The sequence below is a fragment of the Mycobacterium sp. ST-F2 genome, from assembly GCF_001905655.1.
Taxonomy (GTDB): Bacteria; Actinomycetota; Actinomycetes; order Mycobacteriales; family Mycobacteriaceae; genus Mycobacterium.
Genome location: NZ_JMHT01000010.1, coordinates 23,288 through 37,488, shown reverse-complemented (window position 1 = coordinate 37,488; position 14,201 = coordinate 23,288). Strand labels below are relative to the sequence as shown.

Annotated in this window: 18 protein-coding genes and 1 riboswitch; of the genes, 5 read left to right on the top strand and 13 right to left on the bottom strand. The window is 65.5% G+C overall.

What is annotated here, in order from left to right; genetic code table 11:
* Positions 1–48: 48 nt before the first annotated feature.
* Complete coding sequence (locus EB75_RS05610) at positions 49–393, top strand: hypothetical protein (protein WP_083611988.1); 345 nt, start codon at positions 49–51, stop codon at positions 391–393.
* Here the strand turns inward: EB75_RS05610 and EB75_RS05605 are convergent.
* On the bottom strand, positions 390–1,364 hold the full coding sequence (locus tag EB75_RS05605; RefSeq protein ID WP_073694485.1) for a GlxA family transcriptional regulator: 975 nt from the start codon (positions 1,362–1,364) through the stop codon (positions 390–392). The two genes, EB75_RS05610 and EB75_RS05605, sit on opposite strands and share 4 nt — an antisense overlap.
* 72 nt (positions 1,365–1,436) lie before the next feature.
* Between EB75_RS05605 and EB75_RS05600 the strand changes: the two genes are divergently transcribed.
* Positions 1,437–1,637, top strand: coding sequence for a hypothetical protein (locus tag EB75_RS05600; protein WP_142239441.1), 201 nt, complete (start codon positions 1,437–1,439; stop codon positions 1,635–1,637).
* Here the strand turns inward: EB75_RS05600 and EB75_RS05595 are convergent, their stop codons facing one another.
* Positions 1,638–2,396 (bottom strand): alpha/beta fold hydrolase, encoded by a 759-nt coding sequence (locus tag EB75_RS05595; protein ID WP_073694483.1) that lies wholly within the window; start codon positions 2,394–2,396, stop codon positions 1,638–1,640.
* Positions 2,397–2,438: 42 nt separating this feature from the next.
* On the opposite strand from EB75_RS05595, the gene mhuD reads away from it, so the two are divergent.
* Complete coding sequence (gene mhuD, locus EB75_RS05590) at positions 2,439–2,756, top strand: mycobilin-forming heme oxygenase MhuD (protein ID WP_073694482.1); 318 nt, start codon at positions 2,439–2,441, stop codon at positions 2,754–2,756.
* Positions 2,731–4,080 carry a serine hydrolase gene (locus tag EB75_RS05585; protein ID WP_502689339.1) on the top strand — a complete coding sequence of 450 codons (1,350 nt, stop codon included), beginning with the start codon at positions 2,731–2,733 and terminating at the stop codon, positions 4,078–4,080. Before mhuD ends, EB75_RS05585 begins: the two co-directional genes overlap by 26 nt.
* On the opposite strand, the gene EB75_RS05580 is transcribed toward EB75_RS05585, so the two are convergent.
* The 6 genes from EB75_RS05580 to EB75_RS05555 all read right to left on the bottom strand — a co-directional run bounded on the left by EB75_RS05580 (position 4,046) and on the right by EB75_RS05555 (position 7,395).
* Positions 4,046–4,702, bottom strand: coding sequence for a (2Fe-2S)-binding protein (locus EB75_RS05580; protein ID WP_073694532.1), 657 nt, complete (start codon positions 4,700–4,702; stop codon positions 4,046–4,048). The genes EB75_RS05585 and EB75_RS05580 overlap by 35 nt on opposite strands.
* Positions 4,695–5,249: a TetR/AcrR family transcriptional regulator gene (locus EB75_RS05575; RefSeq protein WP_073694480.1), complete on the bottom strand. Its 555-nt coding sequence runs from the start codon at positions 5,247–5,249 to the stop codon at positions 4,695–4,697. The genes EB75_RS05580 and EB75_RS05575 overlap by 8 nt, the downstream gene beginning before the upstream one ends.
* Positions 5,250–5,281: 32 nt before the next feature.
* The gene (locus EB75_RS05570; RefSeq protein WP_073694479.1) at positions 5,282–5,749 is read right to left on the bottom strand and encodes a DUF4334 domain-containing protein; all 468 of its coding nucleotides are present in this window, start codon (positions 5,747–5,749) and stop codon (positions 5,282–5,284) included.
* 118 nt (positions 5,750–5,867) lie between these two features.
* Positions 5,868–6,260 (bottom strand): YbjQ family protein, encoded by a 393-nt coding sequence (locus EB75_RS05565; protein WP_073694478.1) that lies wholly within the window; start codon positions 6,258–6,260, stop codon positions 5,868–5,870.
* On the bottom strand, positions 6,238–7,164 hold the full coding sequence (locus EB75_RS05560; protein WP_073694477.1) for a CbtA family protein: 927 nt from the start codon (positions 7,162–7,164) through the stop codon (positions 6,238–6,240). Before EB75_RS05560 ends, EB75_RS05565 begins: the two co-directional genes overlap by 23 nt.
* Before the next feature lie 15 nt (positions 7,165–7,179).
* A complete protein-coding gene (locus EB75_RS05555; RefSeq protein WP_073694476.1) occupies positions 7,180–7,395 on the bottom strand; it encodes a CbtB domain-containing protein in 216 nt (71 codons plus the stop codon).
* Positions 7,396–7,443: 48 nt separating this feature from the next.
* A riboswitch (adenosylcobalamin (AdoCbl) riboswitch) is annotated at positions 7,444–7,528 on the bottom strand.
* 130 nt (positions 7,529–7,658) lie between these two features.
* On the opposite strand from EB75_RS05555, the gene EB75_RS05550 reads away from it, so the two are divergent.
* Entirely contained in the window at positions 7,659–8,114 is a 456-nt protein-coding gene (locus EB75_RS05550) for a hypothetical protein (RefSeq protein ID WP_073694475.1), read from the top strand.
* A 48-nt stretch (positions 8,115–8,162) separates the two neighbouring features.
* Here the strand turns inward: EB75_RS05550 and clpC1 are convergent, their stop codons facing one another.
* The 5 genes from clpC1 to EB75_RS05525 all read right to left on the bottom strand — a co-directional run bounded on the left by clpC1 (position 8,163) and on the right by EB75_RS05525 (position 14,159).
* Entirely contained in the window at positions 8,163–10,685 is a 2,523-nt protein-coding gene (gene clpC1, locus EB75_RS05545) for an ATP-dependent protease ATP-binding subunit ClpC (RefSeq protein ID WP_073694474.1), read from the bottom strand.
* A 226-nt stretch (positions 10,686–10,911) separates the two neighbouring features.
* On the bottom strand, positions 10,912–11,259 hold the full coding sequence (gene lsr2, locus EB75_RS05540) for a histone-like nucleoid-structuring protein Lsr2 (protein WP_073694473.1): 348 nt from the start codon (positions 11,257–11,259) through the stop codon (positions 10,912–10,914).
* A 109-nt stretch (positions 11,260–11,368) separates the two neighbouring features.
* Complete coding sequence (lysS, locus tag EB75_RS05535) at positions 11,369–12,871, bottom strand: lysine--tRNA ligase (RefSeq protein WP_073694472.1); 1,503 nt, start codon at positions 12,869–12,871, stop codon at positions 11,369–11,371.
* A gap of 18 nt (positions 12,872–12,889) precedes the next feature.
* Complete coding sequence (locus tag EB75_RS05530) at positions 12,890–13,846, bottom strand: homocysteine S-methyltransferase family protein (RefSeq protein WP_073694471.1); 957 nt, start codon at positions 13,844–13,846, stop codon at positions 12,890–12,892.
* A 4-nt stretch (positions 13,847–13,850) separates the two neighbouring features.
* Positions 13,851–14,159, bottom strand: a complete 309-nt coding sequence (locus tag EB75_RS05525) for a hypothetical protein (RefSeq protein WP_073694470.1) — start codon at positions 14,157–14,159, stop codon at positions 13,851–13,853.
* Between the last annotated feature and the right edge of the window lie 42 nt (positions 14,160–14,201).

Genomic DNA, 14,201 nt, shown 5'->3' with positions numbered 1-14,201 from the left:
CGGCATGAGTTCCTACCACGCGCCGTGATCCTTGGCTAGAACGGAAGCATGACCGCATACCGAATTTCAGGTGAACAGAAAGCAAACAACTACCGACGCGGCCTCGTTATCGCCGGAGCCGCCGCGGCCGCATTTGCCGCCGTGGCCATCGCCCCGGCCACGGCATCAGCAATGCCCACCGGCGGCGGCTCAGCAGTCGAAACCATCAACGAGCTGCAGGCCCGGGGGTATCACGTCCAGCTCAACAAGAACAACACCGCGCCTCTGTCGCAGTGCTCGGTCACGGACGTACACGGGTTGTCCGGCACCAACTTCGACAGCAAGGGTCACCGGATCAACTCCGGACAGTTCGACACCGTGCACGTCAACGTGTCGTGCCAGCCACAGGACTAGTCGATCGGTTGTGCCGCAACCAAATTGGGGCAGGCAAAGCGCCGCCGGTAATCCGACGGATTGACGCCGACAACGCGCCGGAAATGGTGCCGCAGCAGAGTCGCGGTACCGAATCCGGCCTTGTCGGCCACCCGGTCCACATCGAGGTCCGTCTCCTCCAGCAACCTTCGCGCGTAGAGCACCCGCTGATCGGTGACCCACTGCATGGGCGTCCGGCCCGTCTCCTCCACGAACCGCCGCGCAAAGGTGCGGCCCGACATGCTCGCCCGCTTGGCCAGGCTGGCCACCGTGTGCGGTTGACGCAGGTTGGTCAGAATCCAATCCAGATGTGGCGCAAAGCCTTCCGAGCACCGCACCGGGATGGGCTGCTCGATGAACTGCCGCTGCCCGCCCTCGCGCTGTGGCGGCACCACCATGCGGCGCGCGATCTTGTTGGTGATCTCGCTACCCATCTCACGGCGCACCAGGTGCAGGCAGGCGTCGATACCGGCAGCCGTCCCCGCGCTGGTGATGAGATTTCCGTCGTCGACGAACAGCACGTCACGATCGACGCGGGCAGTGGGAAACATGCGGGCCAGCTTGTCCGCGTGCATCCAGTGCGTGGTGCACGCACGACCGTCGAGCAGCCCCGCGGCGCCGGCAACGAACACCCCTGAGCAGATGGTCAGGATGATCGAACCGGAGTCCGCGGCATTACGCACGGCGTCCAGCGCCGATTGCGGATAGCCCGGACCCGCCACCGCCGGAATTGCGACGAGGTCGACGCCCAGGAGCTGGTCGAACCCGTGATCAGGGATCAGTGACGCACCGACCGACGTGCGCACCGGCCGCCCGGCCTCCGGACCGCACACCTTGAAATCGAAGTTCGGCACGCCGTCACCCGACCGGTCGATGCCGAACACCTCGCACACCACTCCGAACTCGAACGGTGCGACCCCGTCCATCACCAGGACCGAGACACTCTTGATCATGGCTGTATTTTATCGAATGCCGTCAGTACTGCCACTGTTTATTCGGTTGCCCGCGAACCGAGAATGAAAGACATGAACACCGTCCTGACCCTGATCGCGATGATCGCGATCATGGTCGCCCCATTCGCACTCGGCGCCGCGCTGAGCGCCATCACCCGAAATCCCGGTGCGCGCAATGGTTTCGGCAACTTCAACTGGACCGACGTAGGAGACTCCCGGGACCTGGACCGCGCCGTGCACGACCTCGCCGCGGTGCGCTCCCGATTCGAGTAGTCACACGGACGCGAGGAAACCCTCGACCGCGCGGCGGTAGGCGTCCGGATCGTCGTCGTGTACCAGGTGACCGGCGCCCGGAACCTCCAGATATGTTGTCTGATAGCCGATTTCGGCCATCTTGCGCATCTGTCCGGGCGGCGCGACCCCGTTGCCGGCTTCGATGAGCAGCGTCGGCACCCGCACCGCGGCCCACTGCTGCCAGTAGTCCCGAGTGCCCCACTCCGCGGCGATCGCGACCCAGTGCCCGGCCTCGCCGTGCAGCCGCCAGCCGGTCTCGGTGCGGTCGAACGCGTCCAGGAAGTACTGGCCGGCGATAGGTCCGAACAGATCGAAAACCTGCTGCGCCGAATCGAATTCGACGGGAATCGAGTGGGTCCACGGGTCCCAGGCGCCGATGGTGAAGCCGACGAAATCCGCGGCCATGTCCTCGACCACCAGCGCGGTGACCAGTTCCGGATGGGCCGCAGCCAGGCACCAGCTGTGCAGCCCGCCCATCGAGTGCCCGATCAACCGCGCCGGACGCCCCAGCGAGCCGACCGCGTCGGCCAGGTCGGCGACGAAGCGCTCGGTGCTGATGGCCTCGGAATCGGGGACATCGCGGCCGCGGTGCCACGGCGCGTCGTAGGTGTAGACCTCGCCCAGTTCGGTCAACCACGGCAGCTGCCGGTCCCACGTCGTACCGCGGCCCATCAATCCGTGCACCAGCACAATCGGCTCGCCGGCGCCGCCGCGGGCGGTGAGCAGGTCGGTCGTCATGGCCCCATCCTGCCTGTCGACTAGCGCGGTAACCTGAACCACATGCCTGTGGTGAAGATCAACGCCATCGAAGTTCCGCCCAACGCCGGCCCGGAATTGGAGAAGCGGTTCGCGAACCGTGCTCACGCCGTCGACGGCCAGCCCGGCTTCCTCGGGTTCCAGCTGCTGCGCCCCGTCAAGGGCGAGGATCGCTACTTCGTCGTGACGACGTGGGAGTCCGACGAAGCGTTCCAGGCCTGGGCCACCGGCCCCGCCGTCGAGGCGCACGCCGGGCAGCGGGCCAACCCCGTCGCCACCGGCGCATCCCTGCTCGAGTTCGAGGTTGTGTTGGACGTTGCTGGTTCCGACCAGCAGGCGTAGGACCCGCACTGCGCTGGCCACGGCCGGCGCAGTCATCGTCGTCCTCGGTGGCTGCAGCACGCCTGCCGCCGCCCCGCCGCTATCGAGCGCTGCCTACGGTGCGCTGATCGACATGAGCACGCCTCAGGGCATGCGGTCGCGGCAGACCATGGACATGCTCAACTCGGACTGGTCCATCGAGCCGGCCGGTGTGAAGACGCTGGCAGCGCCCGATCAGGTGGACGACATCACCTACCGGATGAAGTGGATTTGGTGGGACCGCCCGTTCAAGCTCACGGGCATCGACATCGGCGCCGGGCACTCGACGCTGCACGTCACCAACTCCTACGGCGTGAACCAGGACATCGAGCTACACGTCGACAGCAAGGGCACCGTCGACCGCATGGAGGTCTCGCTGCGTCCGCCGCCCGTCAAGTCCTGGGCCGACGTCGACGCGGCGATCGCGAAGTCCGGCGCGCACTACTCGTATCAGATCGCCAAGGTCGTCGACGGCAAGTGCGTCAAGGTCGCCGGCACCAACGTGGACGAGCCGATGCCGCTGGCGTCGATCATGAAAGTCTATGTGCTGCTTGCCGTTGCGCGAGCGGTGTCGGCGGGGACCCTCAGCTGGGACGACAAGGTCACCGTCACCGCCGAGGGCAAGAAGCTCGGTTCGGCGGGCCTGGACAACCTGGCGCCGGGTACGCAGGTGACGGTCCACGAGGCGGCCCAGCAGATGATCTCGGTCAGCGACAACATGGCCACCGACATGCTGATCAACAAGGTGGGGCCGGCCGCGGTCGACGAGGCGCTGGTCGTGGCCGGACATCACGACCCGGCGAGCCTGACGCCCTACCCGACCATGCACGAACTGTTCTCCATCGGCTGGGGTAAACCGGATGTCCGCGACCAGTGGAAGAACGGCGACAAGGCGCAACGCACGGCGCTGCTGCAGCAGGTGAGTTCACGCCCCTACGAACCGGATCCGTACCGCACGCGAACACCGGCCTCCAGCATCGGGGCCGAGTGGTACGGCAGCGCCGCCGACATCTGTCGCGAGCATGTCGCGGTGCAGGCCGCCGCCACCGGCCCGGCCGCGCCGGTGCGCGACATCATGTCGAAGGTCGCCGGCATCGACCTGGACCGCGACAAGTGGCCGTACCTCGGCTCCAAAGGCGGGAACCTGCCGGGCGACCTGGGTTTCAGCTGGTATGCCGTCGACCGCACCGGTCAGCCGTGGGTGGTGAACTTCCAGTTGACCTGGCCGACATTCAAGGGGCAGACCGCGGCGCAGTGGCTGCTGAGCATCATCAAGCAGGCGTTCGACCTGATCCCGGTGCGGTGAGCACGCAGTCGCCGCAGCACGCCTCCCGGTCGCCCGCCAGCTGGTAGATCAGGCAGCAGCTGTTCCGCCGGAATTCCGGACCCGAGCGCAGCACTCCCCCGTCGACCCGGGGATCGGCGAGCACCCGGTCGGCCGCCGCGGCAGCCGTTTCGGCCAAGTCGGGCTGCGCCCGGGTGATCTGCTGAGCCGCACTGTTGGCGGCCGATCCCACATTGCCCCACAACACTTTCGGGCTGACGCCGAATGGCCCGAAGGCTTCGGTGATGGCCTCGACCGCGGACCGCCCACCAGCAGGCGCAGCCGACACCGACAACGGATACGGCCCACCCAATTGGTCCTGCCAGAACAGGTCCGCCAAAGACCACGACACCGGTTCACCGAGAGCGGCGGCACCGATCATCGGGGCGATCAACCGCGCCACCAGCCCGAGGTGCGCGACCGACGCGGCGACGCGAATCTCCGGCTCCCCGTTGCCCATCAACGCAGACCGCACCTTCTGCACGCGAGCGAACAGCACGTCGGGATCCGTCAGCTCGCTCATCGGGCGCCACGGCGGCGCCGGCGAATCCTGATGCCGCGTGGCGGCAAAGAACGGGCCGAACCCGGCCAGGTCGTCAGGCACCGGCGGGCTGCTGAACCAGTCGGCGGGCGGCTTCGGCGGCAGCGGACCGACGCACGGCAACGGTTTCCGGGGACAGCGGCTGGTCGACGATGCGGTCGATACCGAACCCGCCCGCGGCGAGCGCGTAGGTCATGTCGTTGAGCAGTACCAGCAGATCCATGGGGCGCCACGATGGGTCGATGATCCCACTGCGCTGCGCTTCGGCGATCCGGTCCAGCTTGGACTGGAAAATCCGGCGCAGCACGTGGTCTCCGAACATCCCGCCGGCGGCTTCCAACTCGATCCACCGCTGCAGCCGCGCACCGACCGGATCGGCCACCATGTAGTCGAACAGCGCAACGGCATACGCGGGAACGTCGTCCGGCTTGAAGATGGCGTCGTAAGGCGCGTCCTGAATCCACTGCTCGATCACGGCCTCGAACAGGTCCTGCTTGCCCTGGAAGTAGCTGTACAGCCGTTCCTTGCTGGCATTCGCTTCGGCCGCAATACGATTCAGCCGGGCGCCGGCGAATCCCAACGCGGAGAACTCCGCTTTCGCCGCAGCCATGATGCGCTCACGTGTCGCATGCCCAGCGGCTCTCACCGGTCACGTTCGAGGAGGAAGTAGAGGAACTGACCGTCGGCGCGCTGACGCTTGCCGTTCATGATGCCCATCAGGGTGTCGTCGTCGACGCGCTTGAAATGGTCGAACACGGGCTGGCCGTCGTAGACCATGGTTCCGGTCACCTCGCCGCGAAACTCGATGTCCCACAACGTCGCTCCACCGCGACTCAAGTCGCGGTTCGAAAACAGTTGTCCCGCTTCGTCGTAGCAGACGATGGGCTCGACGTCGTTGATCGACTTGAACGTCTTGCCGTACCACCGGGCAGCTTGAAGTTGGCCGTTCATCTTGTGGCCGGTATGGAACTCGTCGCCTTTCCAGTTCCCGATCATGTCGTCGGCGCGAACCGGTTCCAGTGCAGCCCAGATTTCGTCCAGCTCGGCCGGATCGACATTCGTGTGGCCCCGCAGTTCAGTGAATCGGGCACGGGCGGTAGCAATGTCCACAAGGACCGACTCTAAATCCGAACCAACTGGTTCGGCAAGTGGCTTACGGCACGATGACGAGCTTGCCCTGAACATGGCCGGCCCGATCTGTTCCGTGCGGGCCGGCTACCGGGGCCGATTACCCTGTGTGGCCCGGGCCGGCCGGGCCACCGCCGTAACCCAACTGCTGCGCGGTGTAGCGGGCGGCGTCGGTGACCGGAACCGCTTGCACCGCAGTGCCGTACGCGCAGATCTCGGTCCACACGTCGCCGATCTCGGTGGTGTCGAACCGCATCCCGATGATGGCATTGCCGCCGCGGGCCTGACATTCCTGGAGCAGCCGGCCCATGGCCTCGTTGCGGCTTTCTGCGAGGTTCTTGGTCATGCCCTGCAGCTCGCCGCCGAACATCGCCTTGAAGCCTGCGCCCATCTGGGCGAACGCGTTCCGGGACCGGACGGTCAGGCCGAAGACCTCACCGCAGACGCGCTGAATCTCCCACCCGGGCAGGTCATTTGTCGTGACAACCAGCATGCTGCAGCCTTTCTGTGTCGGTACGGCTCGAACTGTAGTGCCCGCCGACGTAGCGCTCGACCAGCCAACCGAACACCAGCCCGAGGACCGCCCAGATCAACGCCTGATCGATCAGCGAGTACCACCGGAACTTCCACAGCAGGTCGGCGTCGAAACCCGGATAGATAAGCTGTCCGGGCGCGTAGACCTTGCCGTCGACCGTGACCGGCGTGGAGAACGTGTTGGTGATCGGCTGCGGCGTCTCGGTTGCCGCGCGCGCGAAGCCGAAGTCGCCGGAGTGCTCGACGTTGGCCGACAGATCACCCAGCGACGGCAGGGCCGCCAGCAGACCGCCGTACACGACGAAGAACCCGACGACCGCGATCCCCACCGCGCGCCCCCAGCCGACCTTGCCGGACAACCTGCGCGCCACGAACACCGCGAGCCCCAGCAGCGTCAGCGAGCCCCAGACCATGCCGAGGTACAGGAAGCCGCGGGTCTCCATGGTGAACTCGTGGCCGATGGCCGGCGGGTTCGACGGGTATTTCACGAACGGCAGCAGGTAGACGCCGAGAAAGCCGAATCCGGCGACGGTCCAGCCCAGCACCTTCGGCCGCACCCCGAACCGGCCGTGCAGCACCAGATACGCGACGGCCACCAGCGCACCCATCGCCACCGAGAACGCGATGATGCCGGTCGCCGCACCGACTCCCGACTGGATGGATCGACTGAACAGCTCCGGCCCGTCCGGTTCGACCGGATGCCCCATGGCGGTGTGGACGGTCGAGAGCACGTTCATGCGGCCGGACTCGTAGTCGATGGCCTTGTCGATGGTGGGCTCGGCAAAAATCCAGGCAAACAGGAACCCCACGAAGCCGGCGATCAGGCCGGCGAGGGCTCCGCGCCCGATGACGCGGATCTCCACAAGAAGTCCCGTGGGTCAGTGGCAGGGGAAGCCGAGGAAGTGCCTCGAGTCGTGCACCCACTCGTGGACCACGACGGTCTTGCCGAACAGCGACATCATGCCCTCGTCGATACCGACCAGGTAGTACGCCAGCATCGCGAGGAAGATCGTCACCCCGAGCAACACCGCCACCCGGACGCCCGAAAGCGCCTTGGTCGATACACCCGGCTTCGCAACCGCAATACTCGTCATGGTCAAACCTCCTACGGGGTCACGCGCCCCTACTTTGTTCGGTTCTGCACGACGGCGAAAGATCTGACTCGCCGCAGAGGGCTCACAGTGGCGCAACCGTGCCGGATTCTCACCGGCTTCCATGCACCGTCGTAACGGGATCAACATACACCGACGACTTCCCGGGCCGCGCAGATCTGTAGGGACTTCCCTGATATCGGCGGCTGCGCTGCGCGCATACCGTCAATCTCAGGCCATCCCCACAGCGACGGAAAGGCACAGCGATGTTCCTGGTCACCACAACCAAATTGGCCTGCGCCGCGGCCGCCACCGTGCTCGTGACCGCCGGATGTGGCGGATCCGGCCAGAGCTCGAGCGCCGGCGGCGCAGCAGTCCCACCCGCGACCGGCGGCGGCAGCAGCGCCAGCGACTTCTGCACCCTCGACGCGAAGCTGGTCGCGCGCAAGCAACACGACCTGAGCGCAGCTCTCGGCAGCGAGACGGCCAACCAGAGCCAGATCGTCGACGATCTGCTCAAAGACGCACCCGTCACGCAAAGCGATCTCGCCGCGGCCGCGCCCGCCGAGCCCCGCCGCTACCTGGACGCCCTCGCCGACCCCGGCAACCTGGACGCGGTGACGGACAACATGAAAGGCCTGAACAATTGGGCGCTCAAGAACTGCGACGCGAAGTACCGCCCGCTGTTCGAATGGCAGGACAAGTTCCTCCTCGGCGGCTGATCAACACAAAAAGCCCCCGACGAATCGGGGGCTTTTCGCGTTGCGTAACTACTCCGAGGCGGTCGCTCCGGCCTCGGCCAGGTCGGCCGATTCCTTGCGACGGCCGGCGAAGGTGAACACCGCGTCCTCGATGTTCCCGCTCTCGCCGTCCCAGTTGTCGACGTCCACGGTGACCAGCTGACCGGGCCCGACCTCTTCGAAGAGAATCTTCTCGGAGAGCTGGTCCTCGATCTCGCGCTGGATGGTCCGGCGCAGCGGACGGGCACCCAGCACCGGATCGAAGCCGCGCTTGGCCAGCAGAGCCTTGGCCTTCGGCGTCAGCTCCATCTCCATGTCCTTGGCCTTGAGCTGCTTGCCGACCCGGCCGATCATCAGGTCGACCATCTGGATGATCTCGTCCTGCGTCAGCTGGTGGAACACGATGATGTCGTCGATACGGTTCAGGAACTCCGGGCGGAAGTGCTTCTTCAGCTCGTCGTGCACCTTGAGCTTCATGCGCTCGTAGTTGTTCTCGCCGCCACCCTGGGTGAAGCCGAGGCCAACCGCCTTGCTGATGTCGCTGGTACCGAGGTTCGAGGTGAAGATCAGCACGGTGTTCTTGAAGTCGACGGTGCGACCCTGACCGTCGGTCAGGCGACCGTCTTCGAGGACCTGCAGGAGGCTGTTGTAGATCTCCTGGTGGGCCTTCTCGATCTCGTCGAACAGCACCACGCTGAACGGCTTGCGGCGCACCTTCTCGGTGAGCTGGCCGCCCTCTTCGTAGCCGACATAGCCCGGAGGGGCTCCGAACAGCCGCGACGCGGTGAAGCGGTCGTGGAACTCGCCCATGTCGATCTGGATGAGCGCGTCGTCGTCACCGAACAGGAACTCGGCGAGCGCCTTCGACAGCTCGGTCTTACCGACACCGGACGGGCCGGCGAAGATGAACGAGCCCGACGGACGCTTCGGGTCCTTCAGGCCGGCGCGGGTACGCCGGATGGCCTTCGAGACCGCCTTGACGGCGTCGACCTGGCCGATGATGCGCTTGTGCAGCTCGTCTTCCATGCGCAGCAGGCGCGTGGTCTCGGCCTCGGTGAGCTTGAAGACCGGGATGCCGGTCCAGTTGCCCAGGACCTCGGCGATCTGCTCATCGTCGACCTCAGCGACCACGTCGAGATCACCCGAACGCCACTGCTTCTCCCGCTCGGCGCGCTGGGCGACCAGCGTCTTCTCCGAGTCGCGCAGCCGGGCTGCCTTCTCGAAGTCCTGCGCGTCGATGGCCGATTCCTTCTCCCGGCGGGCGTCGGCGATCTTCTCGTCGAACTCGCGCAGGTCTGGCGGAGCGGTCATCCGGCGGATGCGCATGCGGGCACCGGCCTCGTCGATCAGGTCGATGGCCTTGTCCGGCAGGAACCGGTCGTTGATGTACCGGTCGGCCAGAGTGGCAGCGGCCACCAGCGCACCGTCGGTGATCGAGACGCGGTGGTGCGCCTCGTAGCGGTCGCGCAGACCCTTGAGGATCTCGATGGTGTGCTCGACGGTCGGCTCGCCCACCTGCACCGGCTGGAACCGGCGCTCGAGTGCGGCGTCCTTCTCGATGTACTTGCGGTACTCGTCGAGGGTGGTCGCACCGATGGTCTGCAGCTCGCCACGGGCCAGCTTCGGCTTCAGGATGCTGGCTGCGTCGATGGCGCCCTCGGCGGCACCCGCACCGACGAGCGTGTGCAGCTCGTCGATGAACAGGATGATGTCGCCGCGGGTGTTGATCTCCTTGAGCACCTTCTTCAGACGCTCTTCGAAGTCACCGCGGTAGCGGCTGCCGGCGACCAGCGAACCCAGGTCCAGCGTGTAGAGCTGCTTGTCCTTGAGCGTCTCGGGGACCTCGCCGTGCACGATGGCCTGGGCCAGGCCCTCGACGACCGCGGTCTTACCGACACCGGGCTCACCGATCAGCACCGGGTTGTTCTTGGTGCGGCGGCTCAGCACCTGCATGACCCGCTCGATTTCCTTCTCGCGGCCGATGACCGGATCGAGCTTGCCCTCGGCGGCGGCGGCCGTGAGGTTGCGGCCGAACTGGTCCAGCACGAGCGACGTCGACGGGTTGCCCGTCTCGCCACCGCGGCCACCGGTGCCGGCTTCGGCGGTCTCCTTGCCCTGGTAGCCCGAGAGCAGCTGGATGACCTGCTGACGCACACGGGTCAGCTCGGCGCCCAGCTTCACGAGCACCTGAGCGGCGACGCCTTCGCCCTCACGGATCAGGCCGAGCAGAATGTGCTCGGTGCCGATGTAGTTGTGTCCGAGCTGCAGCGCCTCGCGCAGCGACAGCTCGAGCACCTTCTTGGCACGCGGCGTGAACGGAATGTGGCCGGACGGGGCCTGCTGACCCTGGCCGATGATCTCTTCGACCTGGCTGCGCACGCCCTCCAGCGAGATGCCCAGCGATTCCAGCGACTTGGCGGCTACGCCCTCGCCCTCATGAATGAGGCCAAGCAGGATGTGCTCGGTGCCGATGTAATTGTGGTTGAGCATCCGGGCTTCTTCTTGAGCCAGGACGACGACCCGACGGGCCCGGTCGGTGAATCTCTCAAACATCGGTGGTTACCTGCTCTCCCTCGTAGCGCACGTCGCAACGCTGTGCGCCTACCGTCCACTCTAATGGGCGGCGACCATGCGTGCCCTGCGGTATCCCCTAGCTCGCAAGGCCACTCAGCGCTGCGAAAAGGCCAACGCGCTGCGGCTACGAAACGTTTCCCGAATCAACTCGACCGGGCTACGCCGAAAGCGAACAGGCAATCCCTGATTATGTTGCCCGGAGGATTCAGGTCGCGGCGTGGAACGCGTCGATGATCTCGGCGGGAATGCGACCGCGGCTGGACACATTGTGGCCGTTGCGGCGGGCCCATTCCCGGATCGCAGCGCTCTGCTCGCGATCGATGGACGCGCGGCCGCGCCCCGTCGAACCGGCGCTGGCCCGGCCGCGACGACGACCGCCGACACGACGGCCGGCCTCGACCCATTTCTTCAAATCATTACGGAGCTTGGTGGCGTTCTTCGTGGTGAGGTCGATCTCGTAGTTCACCCCGTCGAGAGCAAATTCGACCGTCTCATCCGCCGCGCCTTCACCGTCGAAATCGTCGACGAGCGTGACAGTCACTTTCTTTGCCATCGGCCCACACTAACCCTTCTGCCTTGTTAAACACGCAGAAACGACTCTGCCACAACAATGCTGGCATAGGACCGCAATTCCTTCAACAAGTCCGTGGTTAGGGCACTGTTCAGTCGGCCTGACGGCGCACAATCGGGAACAAAACCGTGTCCCTAATCGTCAACCCCGTCAACGCCATCAGCAAGCGGTCGAGTCCCATTCCTGTTCCGGTGGTCGGCGGCATCGCATACTCCAATGCGATAAGGAAATCCTCATCGAGTCGCATTGCCTCGTCGTCACCGGCGGCAGCGGCACGAGCCTGGTCCTCGAAACGTGCCCGTTGAATCACCGGATCGATCAACTCCGAATATCCGGTCGCCAGCTCGAACTTCCGGACATACAGATCCCATTTCTCTGTAACACCCGGAATACTGCGGTGGGCCCGGGTCAGCGGAGTGGTCTCCACCGGGAAATCCCTGACGAAGGTCGGCGCCCAAAGGTGATCACCGACGGTGTGCTCCCACAGTTCCTCGATCAATTTCCCGTGTCCGTATCCACGGTCCCTGGGAATCTCGGCGCCGAGTCGCTCGGCCACCTTCCACAGGTACTCGACCGAGGTCTCGGGCGTGATCTCCTCGCCAAGGGCTTGCGACAACGACGGATACATTTCGATGGTCGCCCATTCACCATCGAGGTCATAGGTGGAGCCGTCGGGCAGCGGCACCATTCGGGTACCAATGGCCTCGTCGGCAACCTCCTGAATAAGCTCACGCGTCACAATCGCGGAATCGTCATATGTGCCGTAGGCCTGATATGTCTCCAACATCGCAAATTCCGGGGAATGCGTGGAATCGGCGCCCTCGTTGCGAAAGTTCCGATTGAGCTCAAAAACCTTCTCAAAGCCACCGACCAGGCAGCGCTTCAGGAACAACTCCGGCGCGATGCGCAGATACAGATCCGCATCGAGCGCGTTGGAATGGGTGATGAATGGGCGCGCCGCCGCACCACCGGGCAGGGTCTGGAGCATCGGCGTCTCGACTTCGAGAAAACCGCGCCGCTCCAGTGCCGAACGCAAAGCACGCACCACCGCAATGCGCTGCCGGGCCACATTGCGGGCTTCCGGACGCACGATCAGGTCGACGTAACGCTGCCGAACCCGGGTCTCTTCATTCAATTCCTTGTGCGCGACGGGAAGCGGTCGCAGGGCCTTCGACACAATTTGCCAGTTCTGGGCAAGCACAGATAATTCGCCGCGACGGGAACTGATGACCTCGCCCTCGACGAACACGATGTCGCCCAGGTCGACGTCGGCCTTCCAGGCGTCCAGCGATTCCTTGCCGACCTTGTCGAGGCTCAGCATGGCCTGCAGCTGGGTACCGTCGCCCTCCTGCAGCGTGGCGAAGCACAGCTTCCCCGAGTTCCGGGCGAACACGACGCGCCCCGCCACGCCGACGATATCGCCGGTGGCGGTGTCCGCGACGAGCTCCGGGTACGCCGCCCTCAGCTCGGCGAGGGTGTGGGTACGCGGGACCTCGACCGGATACGGATCGCGCCCCTCGGCGAGCAGCCGCTCACGCTTGGCCTGGCGGATGCGGAACTGCTCGGGAATGTCGGGGCTGTCGGCTTCGCTCACGAAATGCCAGCTTAATGTTCAGACCGGGTCATGCTCTGCGCGCACCCGGGCAGCGATCTGGTCGAGGTGGGCGTCCCAAGTACCGCAGCAACCACCCCAGATATCGATGTGCGGGTACTGGTGCGCGAGCCCACCCATCAGCTCACCGAGCTGGTGTGGGTCACCCGATTCCAGATGCCCGAGCGAGCACAGCGAAATCTTGTCCATCAGGGCGGCATTGGGCCGCAGACACCGTACCCGCTCGAACCACGAACCAGGCTCGATCGCAGGCAGGAACTCCAGCGGGTGGCTGCAGTTGACGCCGTAGAACGCGGGTCGGTCCTGTCCCAGTTGGTTGTCGACGGTCTCGATCGCCTGCTTCAGGCTGGGGCCGGAAGGCAGTCGATTGGTGGCGTGATCGAGGGTTAACGACACCGAGAGCGGCAGCCCGGCTCGGGCTGCGGCGCGGGCCAATCCGATCACTTCGGGAATGCCGTTGAATGTCATGGCCTCCACCAGGTCGACGCCCGCGCGGGCCAGCGTCGCGAGTTGTTCGCTGTGGTAGTCCTCGGCTTCGGGGGCGGTGATCGCCCGGTCGGTCCCATAGGCGTCACCGCGCGGTCCTACGATGCCGGCGTACCTGACGTCGGGCAGCTGCCCCAGAAAGGGTTTTGCCGCATCGCGCAGGAAATCGATTGAGCGCAACTGCATCTCGGCCAATGACTCGGTCGAATAGCCGAGCAGCGAGCCCCAGTCCCGGCTGGCCCGGTAGTCGAGACCACCGACGATGACGCCGAAGCCGTGCCGGGCGGCGGTGTCGAAGTAGCGGTCGTACATCCGGCGCAGTTCCGCGACGGCCCGTGGGTTGTCGAGCAACGGGAACATCGCGAAATGCGGCAGATCAAACCCGTATTTGTACATGATCTCGGTTTCGGTGCCGCCCTCGGTCAGGTAGTTCAGACCAGGCTGCTGCGCGGGAAAGTCGTTGTGTGTCATGGGATCACCGGGACAAGCCGACGAGGTCGGGCAGCGTCGCCTCGCCGGGTGTGACGGCACGCGGGTAGATGGTCAGGCAATCGCCATCTGGAGCGCAGCTCATAACCGCCTTGCGGGTGTAGCAACCGTAGCCGGGATGTTGTTTGTCCGGCGGAAAGTACGTCCCACCGGCTTTCTCACACCCCGCCTTGACCTGGTCCGCAGTGAAGTGATTGTGACTATCCGGGGTTGCGACGGCGGGTGCGACCGCGGCGAAGATGGCGGAGCCGGTGACTAGCGCCGCCGCGACGGCCCGGGTTGATCGAAATTTCATTGGTGCTCTCCTCTGTGGTTGGTGTGGCCAGAATCCGCCGGC